Origin of the sequence: Synechococcus sp. R5-15 (genome assembly GCF_047462035.1) — a bacterium.
In the GTDB taxonomy this organism is placed as follows: Bacteria; Cyanobacteriota; Cyanobacteriia; order Thermostichales; family Thermostichaceae; genus Thermostichus.
In genome coordinates, this window is record NZ_JANSIK010000131.1 from 1 (window position 1) to 18067 (window position 18067).

The window sequence follows — 18067 nt, forward strand, 5'->3', positions numbered from 1 at the left end:
GGCTTGCCAACTGCAGGGCTACCGAAAGCCCGCCCTGTACTGCGAAGCAGTCAGGGTCGGGTAGTTTACAACCATTCTGTGTTCGGGGCTGAGCTGAGCCATGCTTTGCTGTAGAGCCTGTTGGTAGTGCAAGTGCATCAGGTCGGGGCCAGGGTGAGCGATATCCGATCCGAGGGCCAGGTTTTGGGTTTGGGAGTGTTGCCGGGCGCAGCGCCGTCGCTGATCTGAGGCCACATTCCAGCAGATGCGATACAGCCAAGTGGAAAACTGGGCCGAGCCGCGAAACCGAGGCAACCCTTTCCAGGCACGAATAAACACTTCCTGTACCAGGTCATCCAAAAGATCGGCTCCACACAAGGGATAGAGGATATTCCGTACCGACTGCTGGTATTTGCGGTAGAGTTGGCGAAAGCTCTGGCTGTCGCCGTTGAGGCAGCGCTGGATCAGCTCCCAATCGGATGTATCCTTTGCCGCCCGCACAAGACGACGCTCCCTTGTTCTCAACCTTGCTTTGTCTGACTCCCAATGCCCCCAAAAGGTTCAAAGGATCCCTGTCTACGATGGCCCTCCACTTCCCGCCAAGATACCGGCATCTTCTGATTGCCGTTTTCCCTCAAAGGATACCCGCCGGCAGGTGTAGACAAGCCAATCCCTCTTGCCTGTTCGCACTTTCTCAATCCCAATTCTGTTGAATTCTATTGGCTCGTCGACCTACAATTCCAATAACACCAAAAAGAGGGAATGAAAAGCTGATCTTCATGCCTGCCTGGCCATGGCCAAAACAACTCAGATAACCGATAAACCCGATCTGTTTGGATTCCTCTATCATCACCCGACGCTCATCCTTGCCATTCTGTTGGGGCCACCTCTCATTTGGTTACTGGTCTTTTACTTGGGGCCGCTGCTGGCGCTGCTGCTGCAAAGTTTTTATCATCTGGATCCCTTTACCGGCCTGATCCTGAGAAAGTTGACTTTGGCCACCTATCGGGAGCTGCTCACTCCTGCCAGCGTGGATATCTTTGTCCGCAGCTTGACTATGGCTTTGGCAGTGACCCTAGCTGCAATTGTGTTGGCTTTTCCTCTGGCTTATACCATGGTCAGACTGGCCTCTCCTCGCTGGAAGGACTTTTTGTACTTGTTGGTGCTCCTACCGCTTTGGTCTAGTTATTTGATTCGGGTTTATGCCTGGAAGTTGATCCTGGCCAAAGAAGGGATCCTTACCTATCTACTCAACCATGTGGGCCTACAGGGCTGGGTGGAAAAGATTTTGCAGTTGCCCGGGATCGGTGGGCCATCGCTGGCTGTATCCAACTTGGGTATTTTCTTGGTGTTTCTCTATGTTTGGCTGCCCTATATGATTCTGCCGATCCAGGCGGCTTTGGAGCGAGTGCCTGATAGCTTAATTGAGGCTTCTGCAGATTTGGGGGCTCAGGGTTGGCAAACATTCCGCCATGTTATTCTCCCCCTCGCGTTGCCAGGGATCCTGGCCGGGTCGGTCTTCACCTTTTCCTTAACGCTAGGAGATTTTGTGGTGCCTTATTCTCTGGGCAATTCCAGCTATTTCATCGGGCAGGCAGTTCTCGCCTTTCAGGGCACCTCTGGCAACATTCCCTTGGCGGCAGCCTTCACGGTTGTGCCGATGGGGATCATGACCGTCTATCTGCTAGTGGCCAAGCGGCTGGGGGCTTTTGAATCGGTGAGCTGACCCGATCAAGGATTTTTCCAACACATGAGGAGCCAACTGAGCTAGACTGGTAACTGTTAACGAATGTATCGGGCTGTCCCTATGGTGCTCTTTGGCTTTGGCAAACTTGGCAAGAAACTGTCCCTGCCCAAACCGGAAGAAGCCTTGCCGGGCCGGGCCGAGCCGATGGTGATCGTGAATCGGCATTTTGTCAATGGCCATCCGCTGCAGCCGCCTTTTCCCGAGGGCATGGAGCTGGCCATGTTCGGCATGGGCTGCTTCTGGGGGGCAGAGCGCAAGTTTTGGCAGGTGCCAGGGGTGTTCAGCACAGCGGTGGGCTACGCTGGCGGGTTTACCCCCAACCCCACCTACGAAGAGGTCTGTACTGGCCTGACTGGCCACAACGAGGTGGTGCGGGTGGTTTACGACCCAGCTCAGGTCAGCTATGCCCAACTGCTGAAGGTGTTTTGGGAAAATCACGACCCTACCCAGGGGATGCGCCAAGGCAATGATGTGGGCACCCAATACCGCTCCGGCATCTATGTGTATTCTCCGGCGCAGCGGGAGCTGGCGGAAAAAACCCGCGATCTCTATCAGCAGGCCCTGACCGCCCACGGCTACGGCCAGATCACCACCGAGATCTTAGACGCGCCTGAGTTTTACTACGCCGAAGACTACCACCAGCAATATCTGGCCAAGAATCCGCGCGGCTACTGCGGCCTGGGGGGCACTAAGGTTTGTCTGCCGGAGATCCTCACCGAGCCCGTCTGATCCACACCCTGACGGATCAAAAGATCCGGCGGGAATGGGATCCCCGCTCAAGGAACTCCCTAGCCACTAGGGTTACCACCGCCAGCAAGGAGAGCACCACCGCCGCCGCATAGGCTGAGCCGGTGGCATAACTGCGGTAGGCGTCTTCCACGAACAGGGGCAAGGTCTGGGTGCGGCCAATGATGTTGCCGGAAACCACAGCCACAGCGCCGAACTCCCCCATGGCGCGGGCATTGGTCAAGATGACGCCGTACAGAAGGCCCCAGCGGATGTTGGGCAGGGTGATTCTCCAGAAGATCTGCCAGGGGGTCGCCCCCAGCGTTTTGGCGGCTTCTTCCTGGTCGGTGCCTGCCTCCTCCAACACCGGCAACACTTCCCGCGCCACAAAAGGAAGGGTGATGAAAGCCGTTGCCAACACAATGCCCGGAAAGGCAAAGATAACCCGCAAGTTCCAGGATCCCAGCCAACCCTGACGCCCGAAGATGAGCACCAGCATTAGGCCGGCCACCACCGGGGAAATGGAAAAGGGCAAGTCGATCAGGCTCAGCAGCAGCGCCCGCCCCGGAAAACGCCGATGGGCAATGGCCAAGGCAGCACAGAGGCCGAAAAAGGTATTGAGGGGCACAACGACCAGGGCGGTTAGCACCGTCAATCGCAGGGCACTGAGCAACTCCCGCTCTGTCAGGCGATGGAGAAAGGCTGGGATCCCTTCTCGAAACGCCTGATAGAAGATGTTCACCACCGGGATCCCGAGCAGCAGCGCGATGTAAAGCCCGACGATCCCGATCAACAGGCCCGACAGCCATGTTGAGGGCTTCGGTTTGACACCTGCTACCTCGTCAGGTTTCATGGCGACTTCCCCAGGCTTGCAGAAGGTTAATTACCACCAGCGACAGGAAAGAGATCCCCAACATCACCGTTCCGATCACGGTTGCCCCAGCATAGTCGTGTTGTTCCAGCCGCTGAATCACCAGCACCGCCGCAATCAAGTCCCGAAAGGGAATGCTGGAAGCGATGATCACCACAGAGCCGTATTCCCCCACGGCGCGGGAAAACCCCAGGGCCACCCCGGTGAGCACTGCCGGCAGAATCTGGGGCAGCACCACGCGCCGGAAGGTCTGAAAGCGGGAAGCCCCCAAACTCCAGGCTGCCTCTTCCACATCTTTCTCCAGCTCCTGCAACACCGGCTGCACCGTCCGCACCACAAAGGGAAAAGAAATAAACAGCATCGCCACCCCCACCCCCAAGCGGGTAAAGGAGATGCGGATCCCCAAGGGGGCCAAAAGGGATCCAATCCAGCCGTTGCTGCTGTAAACCGTTGCCAGGGTGAGGCCGGCCACGGCGGTGGGCAAAGCAAACGGCAGATCGATCAACCCCTCGAGAAGCTTTTTGCCGGGGAAGGCGTAGCGCACCAGCACCCAGGCAGTCAGGGTGCCCATCACGCCGTTGATCAGAGCCGCCAGCAACGCGGTTACAAAAGTAACTTCATAGGCGGAGAGGGCCACGGGATCCGTCGCGATCCGCCAAAACTCCGCCCAGCCCACGCTGCTGGACTTGGCAATCAAGGCAGCCAGCGGCAGAACCAACATCAAGAAGAGATAGCCCAGGGTCAGCCGCCACGGCCAAGACAGTTGAGACAAAGCTTGCAGCAACGTTTCTCAAGCTCCCACCGGCATTGCGGTCATCTCGGTTTTTTTGACGGGAAAGGCTTTCACCACCTTGGGGCGCACATAGACCTGCTGCCCCACCTGCAGGGGTTGGTTGGCATATTGCTCGCGGCTGAGATGGGCCCACAGGGATCCGCCATCGCTAAGAATCAGCTCCGCCTGAATCTCCCGACCCAGGTGGATGATCTCCTTAACGCGGGCAGAAACACCACTGCTGCCGGGGTTGACCTCAATCTGCACATCGTGGGGGCGCAAAAAAAGCTGATGCGGGCCGGCCTGCACCTCGGGAAGCTGGCAAAAGAGTTGGGAGCGGGGAGAAAGCTCGTTGACCGGGCCGACAAAGCTCATCACAAAGGGTGTAGCTGGATGGTCATAGATTTCTGCCGGGGATCCCACCTGTTCGATCCGCCCCTGGTTCATCACCACGATCTGATCCGCCACCTCCATGGCTTCCTCTTGATCATGGGTTACAAATACCGTTGTCACATGCACCTCATCGTGCAGGCGCCGCAACCACTTGCGCAGCTCTTTGCGGACTTTGGCATCCAGGGCCCCAAAGGGCTCATCCAACAGCAACACCTGCGGCTCCACCGCCAAAGCGCGGGCCAGGGCCACCCGCTGCCGCTGCCCCCCAGAGAGTTGAGAGGGGTAGCGATCCCCGAACCCCGATAGCTGCACCAGCTCCAGCAGCTCATCCACCCGTGCCCGAATCTCGGCCCGTGAAGCCTTGCGGATCTCCAAGCCAAAGGCGATGTTCTGCCGCACCGTCATGTGCTTGAACAGGGCGTAGTGCTGAAAAACAAAACCAATGTTGCGCTCCTGGACGCTGGCATGGGTAGCATCCCGCCCGGTGAGGGAAATCCGCCCCGTATCCGGCTTTTCTAGGCCGGCAATCAGGCGCAGCAGGGTGGATTTGCCAGAACCCGATGGCCCCAAGAGGGCAACCAGGGATCCCGTGGGAATGGTGAGATCGGTGGGGTGAAGGGCCTGAAACTGCCCAAAACGCTTCGATACCCCTTCGATGGTGATACCCATAGGTTCTGCCTAGCTAGTGGTTTGCCTGAGAAGTTGCTGGATGGTTGCCGGCTGAGTCTTCTGGAGAGGGTGAGGGAAGTTAAACCCGCGGCTAATCTACGGTAAACCTGTCAACAAACCGTTGATATAGCTCCCAAGATAACTTGAATGGGGATCCAAAACAAGGGAGACTCCCTACAACTGAGCTTGGATGCGGTCAAACAAGGCCCCATCGGCAAAAAAGCGGCTTTGGACAACCTCCCAGCCTCCCAGGTCGGCGACGGTAACCCGCTTCTCAACAGGAGGGTACCGCCAGGCAAACTCTTGGGCCACCGTCGGCTCCACCGGGCGAAAGCCCACCTCGGCAAAGGCCCGCTGCGCTTCTGGGGTGAATAGGTAGTCCACAAAGGCTTCGGCCACGGCACGGGTACCTTTGCGATCCACATTGGCATCCACCACGGCTACGGGGTTGTCGATGGAAATGTTGGGGTCGGGCACCACATAGGACAGGGATTGGCCGCGCAAGCCCGCCAGGATCACCTCATGTTCGTAGGTAATCAGGGCATCCCCTTGCCCTTTTTGGAAAAAAACATCGGTGGCCTCCCGCGAGTCCCGCGGCAAAATGCGGACATTTTTGTAGACCTGGGTGGTGAAGGCCAGGGCCTGAGGTTCAGGGACAGCGCTCCAGAGGGCTAAAAAGTTCCAGCGGGCGCCCCCTGAGGTCTTGGGGTTGGCGGTAACCACCTGCAAGCCGGGCCGAGCCAGATCCGGCCAAGAGCGGATCCCCTGGGGGTTGCCCTCCCGCGTTACAATTACTGCCACCGAGCGGGTGACGATCCCTTGGTTGGGGGTACGGGCTTCCCATCCCGGCTGGATGAGACCCGCAGCCACGAGGCGCTCCACATCCAAAGCCAGGGCCAAGGCCACCACATCGGCATCCAGCCCGTCGATGACCGCCCGCGATTGCGTTGCTGAGCCACCGTAGCTGCTTTCTACGCGCACCCGTTGCCCCGTTTTAGCCAGCCAATCGGCCTCAAAAGCAGGGATGATCTGCCGGTAGGCATCCCGCGTCACCGCAAAAGAAGCGAGGAGGATCCTGACTTCCCCCTGCAATCCCCCCCCTCGGCCACAGCCGCCAAGGCCAAGCAGAAGGCAGAGCAGCAGGGATCCCATCCCCAGCCACCGTCCCCCGCTCGCCAGCAGCCTCTGGATCCTGCCTGTCTTTGTAACCTCCATAGCCGTCCTCAAAACCTCGGGCCGCCCTCGCCCCCAGCCTCTCTCCGACAGAGGGGCTCCGCTTGCTGTAGGCGGAAGGAGCAGGCCCTTGTTCCTATTCTACGGTAAGCCGGTCGGCAAACCGTTTTTATTTAAGGATCCCTAGGCAGGACAGGGGGTGGGGATCGCCGCATCGACAGCGAGATCCAGCGTGGCCTTGAGAATGCCAGGATCCTCTGGAGAAGGGCGCAACTGAAACCCCAGCCGCTGACACAGGCGGCGCATGGCCTCGTTTTCGCAAAGAACCTCGCCGGTGAGGTGCTGGATCCCTTCGCAGCGGGCCACCTGAATGAGGCGGGTCAACAGCTCTGTGCCAATCCCTTGCCGTTGGTAGGGATCCGCCACCAGCATGGCAAACTCTGCTTCTTGGGGAAAGCCATGTTTTCTGGAGAGGCGGCTGATGCCGAGGATTAGGGACTTCGTCCCGCTGACGCGATTGGCCTCTGGCTCCTGTTTTTCTGCTACTAAGGCAATCTCGCGGTCGTAATCGTTAAAGCAAATGCGGGTAAGGCGCTCGTGGGCGATGCGGGCGCTGTATTTGATCGGGTGGAAGTAGCGCAGATAGACGCTGTAATCGGAGACGTGGCGGTGAAAATCGATCACCAAAGGCTCGTCTTCAGGGCGAATGGGGCGAATGGTGATGCCGTCTCGGAAGCTCCAGATGTACTGGGTGGGATAGGGGCGGATGGCCAAGGGCACCTGGGGATCCTGCTCGGTTCGCAAAATGACGCGGGCATCCAAAGCCAGCAGGCCCTCGCTGGAAGCCAGCAGCGGATTGATGTCGATCTCTTTAATCTCCCGCTGCTCGGCCACCAGTTGGCTAAAGCGCACCAAGAGCTGTTCCAGGGCCTCCAGATCGACAGCTGGGCGTCCGCGTACCCCCCTGAGGGCCTTGTAGATGAGGGTGTTTTCCATCAGGCGCCGCGCCAAGGTGGTGTTGAGGGGGGGAAGGCCAATGGAGCGATCCTGAAACACCTCCACCAGTTGTCCGCCACTGCCAAACAGCAACACCGGCCCAAACTGGGGATCCTGGCTGCTCCCCAGGATCAGCTCATAGCCATCCGTGTCCACCATCGGCTGCACCGTGACCCCCTGGAAGTGCTCCGGCCCCGCTTTCTCGCTGACGTTGCGGAGGATTTGCCCGAAGGCCCGGCGCACCGCCTCAGCATCGGGCAGGTTGAGCTGCACGCCGCCCACATCGGTTTTGTGGGTGAGGGTGTGGGAGTAGAGCTTCACCACCACCGGGTAACCCATGGCCTCGGCAGCTTCCACTGCTGCTTCGGGGCTCTCGGCCACCCGCGTCGGCACCACCGGGATCCCGTAGGCGGCCAGGATTTCCTTAGATTCGACCTCCGTGAGAAGCGTGCGGCCTTCCCGCCTCGCCTGGGCAAGGGTTTGCTGCACTTTTTCCTGCTCCACTGGCCTGGTGGGAGCCAGGGTGGGGGTTTCGTAGAGGGCCTTGAGGTTGTCACTAAAGCGCCACAGATGGCTAAACACCCGCGCCGCTTGATCCGGGTAGCGATAGGTAGGGATCCCGGCCTGGTTGAGGATCTGCTCGCCCGCATCCACGCCAGCTCCCCCCATCCAACTGGCCAGGATAGGCTGCCGGGATCCACTGCGCCGCCAGGTCTCCACCACTTTCTCGGCAGTGGCCGTGGGATCCGTCATGGCTTGGGGGGTGAGGATGACCAGGCAACCCTGGCTGCCGGGATCTTGCAACACCACTTCCAAAACTTGGGCAAAGCGCTCCGGATCGGCATCCCCCAAAATGTCAATGGGATTGCCGTGGCTCCAGTGGGGGGGCAAGATCCGCTCAAGCTGCTCCAGGGTTTGGGGAGAAAGCTCGGCCAGGGATCCCCCGGCGCGGATGAGGGCATCGGTGGCCAGCACCCCTGGCCCGCCAGCATTGGTGAGGATGGTCAGGTGAGGGCCCTGAGGACGGGGCTGTTTGGCCAGCACCTCCGCCAGGTCGAAGAGATCTTCAATGTGATCCACCCGCAGCACGCCGCAACGGCGGAAGGCCGCATCCAACACTGCGTCGCTGCCGGTGAGGGAGCCCGTGTGGGAAGCGGCTGCTTGGGCTGCCGCCTGGGTGCGTCCGGCCTTGATGGCAATAATGGGCTTGCTCAGGGCCACTTCGCGGGCCGCCGACAAAAAAGAGCGAGCATCCCCGATGGATTCCATGTATAGGACGATGCTATGGGTGTGGGGATCCTCGCCCAAGTAGTCGATTAAGTCTCCCCAGCCCACATCCAGCATCGATCCCAGAGAGATAAAGGCGCTGAAGCCCACATTTTCCTGCAGGCTCCAGTCCAGGATCGAGGTGCACAGGGCCCCACTTTGGCTGATGAAGCCCACATTGCCGGGCCGGGCCATCTGGGCAGCAAAGGTGGCGTTTAAGCCCGTGTGGGGGTTTTGGATCCCTAGGCAGTTGGGTCCAATCAAGCGCAGCTTCCCAAGGACTCCGTCCCGCTGACGCGATTGGATAGTCTGCTGAATTTGCTTCTCCAGCTCCCAGCCAGCAGGGCCCGTTTCCTTGAAGCCTGCTGAAAGAACAATGGCGCCCTTGACCCCAGCTTCTACGCACTCCTGCACCACCTTGGGCACCCCCGCTGCCGGAATGGCGATAATGGCCAGATCCACCGGCTCCGGCAGAGCGGACAGCCGCTCGTAGGCCCGGATCCCCAACACCTGGTGCCGCTTGGGATTGACCGGGTAAACCGTGCCGCCAAAGGGGTGGCTAATGAGGTTCCACAACACCGTCCGCCCCACGCTGCCCTCCCGCTCCGTGGCCCCCACCACCGCCACCGAACGGGGCAGAAAAATGGGATTCAGGGGATGGGATCGGGCCCTCCAGATATCCACACTGGGATCCAGTCGTTGCCACATACCCTACTCCTTAGGCCAACACTGGTTCCGGCTGGTGGTAGAGGGCAGAATCCACCCGGCAGCCCCGATAGGCCAAAACGTACAGCTCCTTCATGTCTTGAATGAGGGGATAGCGGGGGTTGGCGCCGGTGCATTGGTCGTCAAAGGCTTGCTCCGCCATCGCCTCCAGGCGGTCGTAAAACTCCCGCTCTTTCTCCCCCAGGGCCTCGCGAATGGTGGCCGGGATCTCCAGTTTCCGCTTGAGCTCTTCGATGGCCTCGATGAGGCGCATGACCTTTTCATCGTCATCCGCCCCGCCCAACTGTAGGTAATCGGCAATTTCCGCGTAGCGGTGTTTGGCGTTGGGATAGCGGTATTGGGGAAAAATGGCCTGCTTAAAGGGGGCGTCGGTGGCGTTGTAGCGGATGACGTGGGTAATCATCAGGGCATTGGCCAGGCCGTGGGGCAGATGGAAGGTGGATCCCAGCTTGTGGGCCAGGGAGTGGCACACCCCCAAAAAGGCGTTGGCAAAGGCCATGCCGGCAATGGTGGCGGCGTAGTGAACTTTTTCCCGCGCTTCGGGATCCTCGGCGCCCTTCTCGTAGGCCCGCGGCAGGTAGGTCATCAGGAGCTTGATGGCCTGCAGGGCCAGCCCATCGGTAAAGTCGCTGGCCATCACCGACACATAGGCTTCCAGAGCATGGGTGAGGGCATCGATGCCGCCGTAAGCCGTTAGCTTCTTGGGCATCTTTAAGGTGAGATCCGGATCCACAATGGCCATGGTGGGGGTGAGGGCGTAGTCCGCCAGGGGGTATTTGATCCCCACCCGGTCATCGGTCACTACGGCAAAGGGCGTCACCTCGGATCCCGTGCCGGAAGTGGTGGGGATGCAGATGAGCTGAGCTTTTTGCCCCAGTGGCGGCAGCTCGTAAACCCGCTTGCGGATGTCCATAAAGCGCATCGCCAAGCCATCAAACTCCACCTGGGGCTGCTCGTACATCAGCCACATCACCTTGGCCGCATCCATCGGGGATCCCCCACCGACCGCAATAATCACATCCGGTTGAAACTGGCGCAACTGCTCCAGACCGCGATTGACGTTGCTGAGGGTGGGATCCGGCTCTACATCGTGGTACACATCCCAGCTCACGCGAATCTCATCCAAAACCTGGGTGATGGGATGCAATATGCCCAACTCAAAGAGCGGCTTATCGGTCACCAAAAAGGCGCGTTTTTTGCCGGCCAATTCCCGCAGAGCAATAGGCAGACATCCGGGCTTGAAGTAAATCTTGGGCGGGATCCGAAACCAGAGCATGTTTTCCCGACGTTGGGTTACCGTTTTAATGTTGAGCAGGTGGCGCGGCCCCACATTCTCGGAGATCGAATTGCCTCCCCAAGTGCCACAGCCCAAAGTCAGAGAGGGATCTAGCTTGAAGTTGTAGAGATCCCCAATGGCCCCTTGTGAAGAGGGAGTGTTGATCAAGACTCGACCGGTTTGCAGGGCATTCTCAAAGTAGGCAATATCGTCTCGATTGGCGGGATCTGTATACAAAACAGAGGTATGCCCCCTGCCCCCGAAATTGACCAGTTGGACAGCAACATCTACGGCGCTGTGGAAATCGTTGGCGCGGTAGAGGGCCAGAACAGGGGCCAATTTTTCGTAGGAGAAGGGCTCCTCCGGCCCCACCTTCTCCACTTCCCCAATCAGCAGTTTGGTGCCTTCGGGTACCTGGATCCCGGCCAGGGCAGCGATGGTCTGCACCGACTGGCCCACAATGGCCGGATTTAGGCGACCGTCTTTGAGAAGGATGCGGCGCACGGCTTCGATTTGTTCCGGATCCAAAATGTAGGCCCCCCGATGGCCGAACTCGGCCTTGACCTGCTCGTAGATGGCATCCACCACCACCACTGCCTGTTCTGAGGCACAGATCATGCCGTTGTCGAAGGTCTTGCTCAACAAAATCGAGCTGACAGCCATGGGAATATCGGCACTGGCATCGATCACTGCCGGGGTATTGCCCGCTCCCACCCCCAAAGACGGGTGGCCCGAAGAATAGGCCGCTTTGACCATGCCAGGCCCGCCGGTAGCCAAGATCAGCTTCACCTCAGGATGCTGCATCAAAGCCTGGGACAGCTCGATGGTGGGCTCATCGATCCAGCCGATCAACCCCACAGGAGCGCCCGCTGCCTCGGCGGCTTCCTTAACCACTTTGGCTGCAGCAATAGTACATTTTTTGGCGCGGGGATGAGGGGAAAAGATAATGCCGTTGCGGGTTTTGAGGGTGATCAGAGCCTTGAAAATGGTCGTTGACGTGGGGTTGGTTACCGGCACAATACCTGCCAAAAGACCCACCGGTTCAGCAATGCGCTCGTAGCCAAAGCTCTCATCCCGCTCGATAACCCCGCAGGTTTTCTCGTGTTTGTATTTGTTGTAAATGTATTCCGAGGCAAAGTGATTTTTGATCACCTTGTCCTCCACAATACCCATGCCGGTTTCCTGTACCGCCAGCTTGGCCAACGGGATCCGTTCGTTGTTGGCAGCCAGAGCGGCTTTGTGAAAAATCCGGTCTACCTGTTCTTGGGTGAAAGTTGCATATTCAGCTTGGGCAGCCTTCACCTGCTGGATCAAGGTTTCCAGCTCGGCTAGATTGGTTACTGACATCGGTGGATCCCTCCAAAACTCATCAAGACTTAGACGATAGGAACAATTGACAATCGGATAGTTGGAAATAGTCGAATAACCCGAATGGCAATCTAGGCGCCAACAGGAGCAGGAACTTGGATTTCGGTGGTCAGGGTGGGGGGATGGGTGAGCGTATTGTGAATGATGCAGGCATCAACTGCTTTTTCCAGCCCCTTTTGATGCCTTCCGTCCAGCGGGATCCCAGTTTTTACACGAATGTGAATGTTGTCTAGGCGAGCCGGATGCTCAACTTTCTCCGCCGTGACCACCACCTCTAGTCCACTGGGATCCAACTGCCGAGCTTCCAGATATTTGACGGCATAAAAACCAACACAGGCGCCCAGAGAAGCCAGAAACCATTCCGGCGGCGTCATTCCCTGATCTCGACCGTGATTGTCCAAAGGCTGGTCGCTGAGAATGCGGTGCCCTCGGCTTTCCGCTTGGAACTGAACACCATCGCGGTAGGTGACGCAAACTTCCATTGGGGATCCCTCCTCTTGGGGTATTCTTCAGTTCACATAGAGTCCGTAAAGTTAGCCTGGGGATCAACTTGGATTCCAGTCAGCTCAGGGCCAATCTGGAGACGGTGCAGAGATTAACTGTGAATCACTTCGGATCTAAGCGTGACCTGGCTATGCTGACCCAAGCCGCAACTGCAGAATTGTCAAATAGCCACCAGTCCTTGATCCCGAAAGATTTGTAAGGCGTGATTCACCTGTTCGGGTGTGGGTGGATCGACCTCGGCAAGGGTGTAAGGCAATCCCAATTGCTGCCATTTGTATTCCCCCATCTTGTGAAAGGGCAAAACTTCCACTCGCTCCACGTTGGATAAGGTGGCCACAAACTCGGCCAGACCCTTAATGTTTTCCTCGGGATCCGTCAAGCCGGGAACCAGCACAAAACGAATCCAGGTAGGCTTGTGGATCTGGTCTAAATAGCGGGCCAGATTAAGAGTGGGTTCTAGCGAAACACCGGTGACCTTTCGATACAGCTCCGGCAGATAAGACTTGATATCCAGCAACACCAAATCTGTATGCTCCAACACAGGCTTGGCTGCTTCCAGTTGCCCATAGCCAGAAGTATCCAAAGCCGTGTGCAAGCCCAACTCATGACAGCGACGGAAGATCTCGGCCACGAAGTCAGGTTGCAGCAAAGGCTCTCCCCCGGTAACCGTAACTCCCCCCGCTCGCAAGTAATTCTTGTAACGTTGGATCTCGGCAATTAAAGACTCAACCGTAACAAGCTGTCCCGCCTCCGGATCCCGACAGTCAGGGTTGTGGCAATACAAACAGCGAAGTGGACAACCCTGTGTAAAAATTACGAAGCGGATTCCTGGCCCATCGACGGTGCCACAGGTTTCCACCGAGTGAATGCGCCCAGCAATTGGTGTCAGGGGGTTCATAACGGTATCCATACTTTTATCCTGGATGACTTTTGCAAAATATCAATCAATCTTGAGGTTTTCTTCCAGATTACTAACTCAGGTTAAATAGAACACAGTTTCTATTTCTCTTTGGATTAGGTTGGGACTAGATTTTTTTAGATCCCTAGGGTCTTTTAGCTAGACCGCTGCTATCCTGGCTGGAAGGGAGAAAGGGGGATAAAAAGCCGAAAGGGCAGCTTGGGGATCCCACCCAGCTCAGACCGATGGGTCGTGTGGGCTAGGCACGGAGGTATCCACCGTGATGCCGTGCAGGCGGTGGGCCTTGGGATCGAAATCCTTCGGGAAATGGGTATAGGCATCGAAATCTGCGTGATCCAACAAGGCTCCTTCTAAGAGCGCCCCTCGGAAATTGCTGCCAAAGAGGAGACATCCCCGCAAATCGGCTCCCGATAGGTTAGCTCCGCTGAAGTCGGCATAGCTGAGATCGCACCCCCGCAAATTGGCCCCCGCCAAGTTGGCCCCACTGAAATCGGCATAGCTGAGATCGGCGCCAGCCAAATGGATCCCCTGCAGCTCAGCCCCCTGCAAATCGATCTCCCGAAAATCGCGCCGTCCTGAGGCATACTGGCTGACCAGATCCGCAGCGCTACAAACAGTCATGATCATCGGGCCTCCTCGGTTATCGATGGGGGATCCCTTCCATCGACCCCGGTATGGGCGGACTTCAGGGATCCCCAGGCTGGTCTTTTAGCAGTGTTGATGGAACGTGCGGTTAATGACATCCAGTTGCTGCTCGCGGGTGAGCTTGATGAAGTTCACCGCATAGCCGGAAACCCGGATGGTGAGCTGTGGGTAGAGCTCCGGGTGCTCCATGGCATGCAGCAGGGTCTCGCGGTTGAGAACATTGACGTTGAGGTGGAAACCGCCATCCCGCATGTAGCCATCCAGCAGCCCCACTAGATTGGCAACCCGCTCCTCCGCTGTGCGACCTAGGGCCGCCGGCACAATCGAGAAGGTGTTGGAGATCCCATCCAGAGCGTCGTCGTAGGGCAGCTTGGCCACCGAAGCCAGCGACGCCACCGCCCCCTTGGTGTCCCGGCCGTGCATGGGGTTGGCCCCTGGGGCAAAGGGCTCGCCCGCTCGCCGCCCGTCGGGGGTGTTGCCGGTTTTCTTGCCGTAGACCACGTTGGAGGTGATGGTGAGGATGGACTGGGTGGGGATGGCATTGCGGTAGGTCTTGTGCTTGCGCAGCTCGGCCATGAAGGTCTGCACCAGTTGCACCGCAATGGAGTCAACTCGGTCGTCGTTGTTGCCGTATTTGGGGAAGTCGCCCTCCACCGCGTAATCCACCACTAGGCCCCGCTCATCCCGGATGGCCCGTACCCGCGCGTATTTGATGGCGGATAGGGAGTCGGCTGTTACCGACAGGCCGGCCAACCCAAAGGCCATGGTGCGCAGCACGTCCCGGTCGTGCAGGGCCATCTCCAGGCGCTCGTAGCAGTACTTGTCGTGCATGTAGTGGATGATGTTCATGGTGTTGACGTAGGTTTTGGCCAGCCAGGCCATCATCTGCGCCATGCGCGGCCACACCTCGTCGTAGTCCAGGACATCGGCGGTGATGGGGGCGAAAGCAGGAGCCACCTGCTCGCCGGAGATCTCATCCCGACCGCCGTTGATGGCATAGAGCAGGCACTTGGCCAAGTTCACCCGCGCTCCAAAAAACTGCATCTGCTTGCCGATGCGCATGGCCGACACACAGCAGGCGATGCCGTAGTCATCCCCCCAGTAGGGGCGCATCAAGTCGTCGTTTTCGTACTGGATGGAGCTGGTTTCAATGGAGACCTTGGCGCAGTAGCGCTTGAAGGCTTCCGGCAGCCGCTCCGACCAGAGCACGGTCAAGTTGGGCTCGGGCGCTGGGCCAAGGTTGTAGAGGGTATGCAGCATGCGGAAGCTGGTTTTGGTGACCAAAGGCCGCCCATCTAGGCCCATGCCGCCGATGCACTCGGTAACCCAGGTGGGATCCCCGCTGAATAGCTCGTTGTACTCGGGCGTGCGCAAAAACCTGACCATGCGCAGCTTCATAACAAAGTGGTCAATGAGCTCCTGGGCCTCTTCCTCGGTGAGGATCCCGGCCTGCAGATCCCGCTCGATGTAGATGTCCAGGAAGGTGGACACCCGCCCCAAGGACATGGCCGCCCCGTTTTGCTCCTTGACGGCTGCCAGGTAGGCCAGGTACAGCCATTGGATGGCTTCGCGGGCGTTGGCTGCCGGACGGCCCAGGTCAAACCCGTAGCGGGATCCCATCTCTTTCAGCTCTTGTAGGGCCTTAATCTGCTCGGAGAGCTCCTCCCGCAGGCGGATGGTCTCTTCGTCCATCGTGTCCAGGTCTAGACTGGCTTTTTGGGCCTGCTTGTCTTCGATGAGCCGATCCACCCCGTAGAGGGCCACCCGCCGGTAGTCCCCAATGATGCGACCCCGACCGTAGGCATCGGGCAGGCCGGTGATGATCCCGGAGCGGCGGCAGCGGCGCATCTCTTCGGTGTAAGCATCAAAAACGCCGTCGTTGTGGGTTTTGCGGTACTGGGTAAAAATTTCCTTGGTGCGGGGATCCAGCTCGTAGCCATAGGCTTTGAGGGAAGACTCCACCACGCGGATGCCGCCAAAGGGCATGATGGCCCGCTTCAGGGGTTTGTCCGTCTGCAGCCCCACAATTTGTTCCAGCTCTGGGTCGATATAGCCAGGGGCGTGGCTGGTGATGGTAGAGGGAACAGCGGTATCGGCATCTAGGATCCCTCGCTCTCGCTCCAGAGCCATCAAATCCTTGACCTTGGCCCACAGCCGCTGGGTGCGCTCGGTGGCTGCAGCTAAGAAGGTTTCATCACCGGTGTAGGGGGTGTAATTGCGCTGAATAAAGTCTCTGACGTCGATGGAGCGCTGCCAGGATCCCGGCGCAAAATCGCTCAAAACTTTTTGACCGTCTGCGTTGGATCCCGTCCTTGGTTCCGCCTTCAATTCTGTAGGTGATGCTACAGAACGCTGCACACTGGCAACCATAACAATCCTCCCGGCTATTACGCCTGATAATCTATCGACAGGGCGAGGCAGCACCCCGGCCTTTGCCCCACGCAGGCTCTAAAAGAGAGCTAAAGAACCAATAGATCTCTGCAAGGCTTATAGGGATCCTACGAAGGGCTTTTAGCAACTCTTCTGTTTCTTTTTTAGGCGTTCTAAATACACCTCGCCTGATTTAATTTTAGTCCCTTGCGCTCTGAGGATATTTTCGGTTGCGTGATTTTTTAATCTTATTTTCATCCTATTTTTTAATGCTGTTTTAATATCTTCTTAACGTTGTTTTACGCTTTTCCATCGGCAAATGGCGGGCCTATGCTGAGGTAGGACGGCCCAGGTCGTCTGTTGCCGTGAGAACGTCAGGATACTCGGCCTTTACCTTAGCAGTGCCTTGCTCTATGAACCAGTCCAATCGAATCGTCCAAGGGATCCATCACCTGCACTTCTATCTTTGGGATCTGCCCCGTTGGCAGGAACACTTTTGTCAAGTTTGGGGCTTCCGAATGGAAGGACAGCTCGGCAGTACCCTCTGTCTGCGTCAGGGATCCCTGCGCTTGCGCCTATCTCAGCCGGCTCACGCCGGGGATGAGGTGGATCGCTATTTGCAGCAACATTCGCCTGGGGTGGTGGATGTGGCCTTGGCGGTGGAGGAGCAAGAGCTGTTGGGCTTGGCAGAGCTTTTGCAGAGGCGAGGAGCCCAAGTGGAGTGGATCCCGGCAGAAGACGAAGGCTGCCCTGCTCTGTGCCTGCGCACTCCTTATGGACTCAGGCATTCTTTGATCCCCAGCTCAGGGATCCCCGATTCAGCCCCTGCTGAGGAGAACCTGTTTTCCCACTGGGATCACCTGGTATTGAACGTGGAGCAGGGATCCCTGCAGGCAGCGGCAGATTGGTATGGGCAGGTGCTGGGTTGGCGGTCTCTGTATCGCTATAGCATCCGCACCAACACCTCTGGCCTAGAAAGTGTGGTGGTGGGAGATCCTGAAGCCGGGATCCAGTTGGCCATCAACGAGCCCACCTGTGCCGCTTCCCAGATCCAGGAGTTTTTGGATGCCCATCATGGCCCTGGCCTGCAACATGCGGCGTTGCACAGCTCAGATGTCTTCGCCAGTGTGCGCCGGCTGCGACAGGGAGGCGTAAACTTTCTGCAGGTGCCACCGGAGTACTACACAAACCTGGCAAGGGAGCTGGCCTCTGGAGCAGTACTCCCTTCTGGTGGGTTGCCCACCATCTCCTGGCACGACTTGGTGGAGCAGCAGCTCCTTTTGGATACCACCTTGCCTGCCTCTGATTCCCGACACCCCCCCCTGTTGTTGCAAACCTTCACTCAGCCTCTGTTTGGCCGGCCCACGTTTTTTTTCGAGGTCATCCAACGGTTGGGTGGAGCCACAGGCTTTGGCGAAGCCAACTTTCAAGCCCTGTTTGAAGCTCTAGAACGCCAACAGCGACAACGGCAGCAAGCCCTGGTCTGCTAACACCCTTGTTCTAGGGATCCAGTGGGAGCACCAGGGGAATGTCTCCAGTTAATCAACACGATTGATTGCCCCTGAGTTTCCAGCCGATATTCGGGTATGCGGAAGGCGTTGACATCCTCCCCGGCCTGAAGGCTGGAGATTCCTACCACGCTACGCATGGATGGCTCCTTGCGCAGT

Annotated in this window: 15 protein-coding genes; 3 read left to right on the forward strand and 12 right to left on the reverse strand. The window is 58.2% G+C overall.

The genetic code is table 11. The features are described 5' to 3' along the window. Positions 1–18: 18 nt before the first annotated feature. Entirely contained in the window at positions 19–480 is a 462-nt protein-coding gene (locus NW839_RS11080; protein ID WP_414380654.1) for a sigma-70 family RNA polymerase sigma factor, read from the reverse strand. A gap of 292 nt (positions 481–772) precedes the next feature. Here NW839_RS11080 and NW839_RS11085 point away from each other — a divergent pair, with 292 nt between their 5' ends. Both NW839_RS11085 and msrA read left to right on the forward strand, forming a co-directional pair. Then, positions 773–1705 carry an ABC transporter permease gene (locus NW839_RS11085; protein WP_414350069.1) on the forward strand — a complete coding sequence of 311 codons (933 nt, stop codon included), beginning with the start codon at positions 773–775 and terminating at the stop codon, positions 1703–1705. An 81-nt stretch (positions 1706–1786) separates the two neighbouring features. Then, positions 1787–2455, forward strand: a complete 669-nt coding sequence (gene msrA / locus NW839_RS11090; protein ID WP_414330118.1) for a peptide-methionine (S)-S-oxide reductase MsrA — start codon at positions 1787–1789, stop codon at positions 2453–2455. Positions 2456–2471: 16 nt separating this feature from the next. Here the strand turns inward: msrA and cysW are convergent, their stop codons facing one another. From cysW to pflB, 10 genes are all read right to left on the reverse strand, one after another. Continuing rightward, entirely contained in the window at positions 2472–3305 is an 834-nt protein-coding gene (gene cysW / locus NW839_RS11095) for a sulfate ABC transporter permease subunit CysW (RefSeq protein ID WP_414350068.1), read from the reverse strand. After that, the gene (gene cysT / locus NW839_RS11100) at positions 3295–4107 is read right to left on the reverse strand and encodes a sulfate ABC transporter permease subunit CysT (RefSeq protein ID WP_414330111.1); all 813 of its coding nucleotides are present in this window, start codon (positions 4105–4107) and stop codon (positions 3295–3297) included. Before cysT ends, cysW begins: the two co-directional genes overlap by 11 nt. 6 nt (positions 4108–4113) lie before the next feature. Further along, positions 4114–5157, reverse strand: a complete 1044-nt coding sequence (locus NW839_RS11105) for a sulfate/molybdate ABC transporter ATP-binding protein (protein ID WP_414343938.1) — start codon at positions 5155–5157, stop codon at positions 4114–4116. A 174-nt stretch (positions 5158–5331) separates the two neighbouring features. Further along, positions 5332–6372, reverse strand: coding sequence for a sulfate ABC transporter substrate-binding protein (locus NW839_RS11110; protein WP_414343937.1), 1041 nt, complete (start codon positions 6370–6372; stop codon positions 5332–5334). 141 nt (positions 6373–6513) lie between these two features. After that, positions 6514–9300, reverse strand: a complete 2787-nt coding sequence (locus NW839_RS11115) for a GNAT family N-acetyltransferase (RefSeq protein ID WP_414350067.1) — start codon at positions 9298–9300, stop codon at positions 6514–6516. A gap of 10 nt (positions 9301–9310) precedes the next feature. Continuing rightward, positions 9311–11941, reverse strand: coding sequence for a bifunctional acetaldehyde-CoA/alcohol dehydrogenase (adhE, locus tag NW839_RS11120; RefSeq protein ID WP_414350066.1), 2631 nt, complete (start codon positions 11939–11941; stop codon positions 9311–9313). A gap of 92 nt (positions 11942–12033) precedes the next feature. Next, positions 12034–12444 (reverse strand): OsmC family protein, encoded by a 411-nt coding sequence (locus NW839_RS11125; RefSeq protein ID WP_414343934.1) that lies wholly within the window; start codon positions 12442–12444, stop codon positions 12034–12036. A 182-nt stretch (positions 12445–12626) separates the two neighbouring features. Then, on the reverse strand, positions 12627–13376 hold the full coding sequence (gene pflA, locus NW839_RS11130) for a pyruvate formate-lyase-activating protein (protein ID WP_414350065.1): 750 nt from the start codon (positions 13374–13376) through the stop codon (positions 12627–12629). Positions 13377–13601: 225 nt separating this feature from the next. After that, positions 13602–14006, reverse strand: a complete 405-nt coding sequence (locus NW839_RS11135) for a pentapeptide repeat-containing protein (protein WP_414344017.1) — start codon at positions 14004–14006, stop codon at positions 13602–13604. Between the two features lie 87 nt (positions 14007–14093). Continuing rightward, entirely contained in the window at positions 14094–16400 is a 2307-nt protein-coding gene (gene pflB / locus NW839_RS11140) for a formate C-acetyltransferase (RefSeq protein ID WP_414350064.1), read from the reverse strand. Between the two features lie 413 nt (positions 16401–16813). Between pflB and NW839_RS11145 the strand changes: the two genes are divergently transcribed. After that, a complete protein-coding gene (locus tag NW839_RS11145; protein ID WP_414350063.1) occupies positions 16814–17890 on the forward strand; it encodes a VOC family protein in 1077 nt (358 codons plus the stop codon). On the opposite strand, the gene NW839_RS11150 is transcribed toward NW839_RS11145, so the two are convergent. Then, positions 17887–18067 (reverse strand): hypothetical protein (locus tag NW839_RS11150; protein ID WP_414380656.1); only part of this gene is annotated, 181 nt, incomplete at its 5' end. The genes NW839_RS11145 and NW839_RS11150 overlap by 4 nt on opposite strands.

What these genes read in the sequence shown, in the direction of transcription:
- NW839_RS11115 (WP_414350067.1), bottom strand. Translation starts at nt 9,300, where the DNA reads ATGTGGCAACGACTGGATCCCAGTGTGGATATCTGGAGGGCCCGATCC.
- NW839_RS11105 (WP_414343938.1), bottom strand. Translation starts at nt 5,157, where the DNA reads ATGGGTATCACCATCGAAGGGGTATCGAAGCGTTTTGGGCAGTTTCAG.
- NW839_RS11135 (WP_414344017.1), bottom strand. Translation starts at nt 14,006, where the DNA reads ATGACTGTTTGTAGCGCTGCGGATCTGGTCAGCCAGTATGCCTCAGGA.
- adhE (WP_414350066.1), bottom strand. Translation starts at nt 11,941, where the DNA reads ATGTCAGTAACCAATCTAGCCGAGCTGGAAACCTTGATCCAGCAGGTG.
- msrA (WP_414330118.1), top strand. Translation starts at nt 1,787, where the DNA reads ATGGTGCTCTTTGGCTTTGGCAAACTTGGCAAGAAACTGTCCCTGCCC.
- NW839_RS11145 (WP_414350063.1), top strand. Translation starts at nt 16,814, where the DNA reads ATGAACCAGTCCAATCGAATCGTCCAAGGGATCCATCACCTGCACTTC.
- NW839_RS11085 (WP_414350069.1), top strand. Translation starts at nt 773, where the DNA reads ATGGCCAAAACAACTCAGATAACCGATAAACCCGATCTGTTTGGATTC.
- pflB (WP_414350064.1), bottom strand. Translation starts at nt 16,400, where the DNA reads ATGGTTGCCAGTGTGCAGCGTTCTGTAGCATCACCTACAGAATTGAAG.
- pflA (WP_414350065.1), bottom strand. Translation starts at nt 13,376, where the DNA reads ATGGATACCGTTATGAACCCCCTGACACCAATTGCTGGGCGCATTCAC.
- cysW (WP_414350068.1), bottom strand. Translation starts at nt 3,305, where the DNA reads ATGAAACCTGACGAGGTAGCAGGTGTCAAACCGAAGCCCTCAACATGG.
- NW839_RS11125 (WP_414343934.1), bottom strand. Translation starts at nt 12,444, where the DNA reads ATGGAAGTTTGCGTCACCTACCGCGATGGTGTTCAGTTCCAAGCGGAA.
- NW839_RS11110 (WP_414343937.1), bottom strand. Translation starts at nt 6,372, where the DNA reads ATGGAGGTTACAAAGACAGGCAGGATCCAGAGGCTGCTGGCGAGCGGG.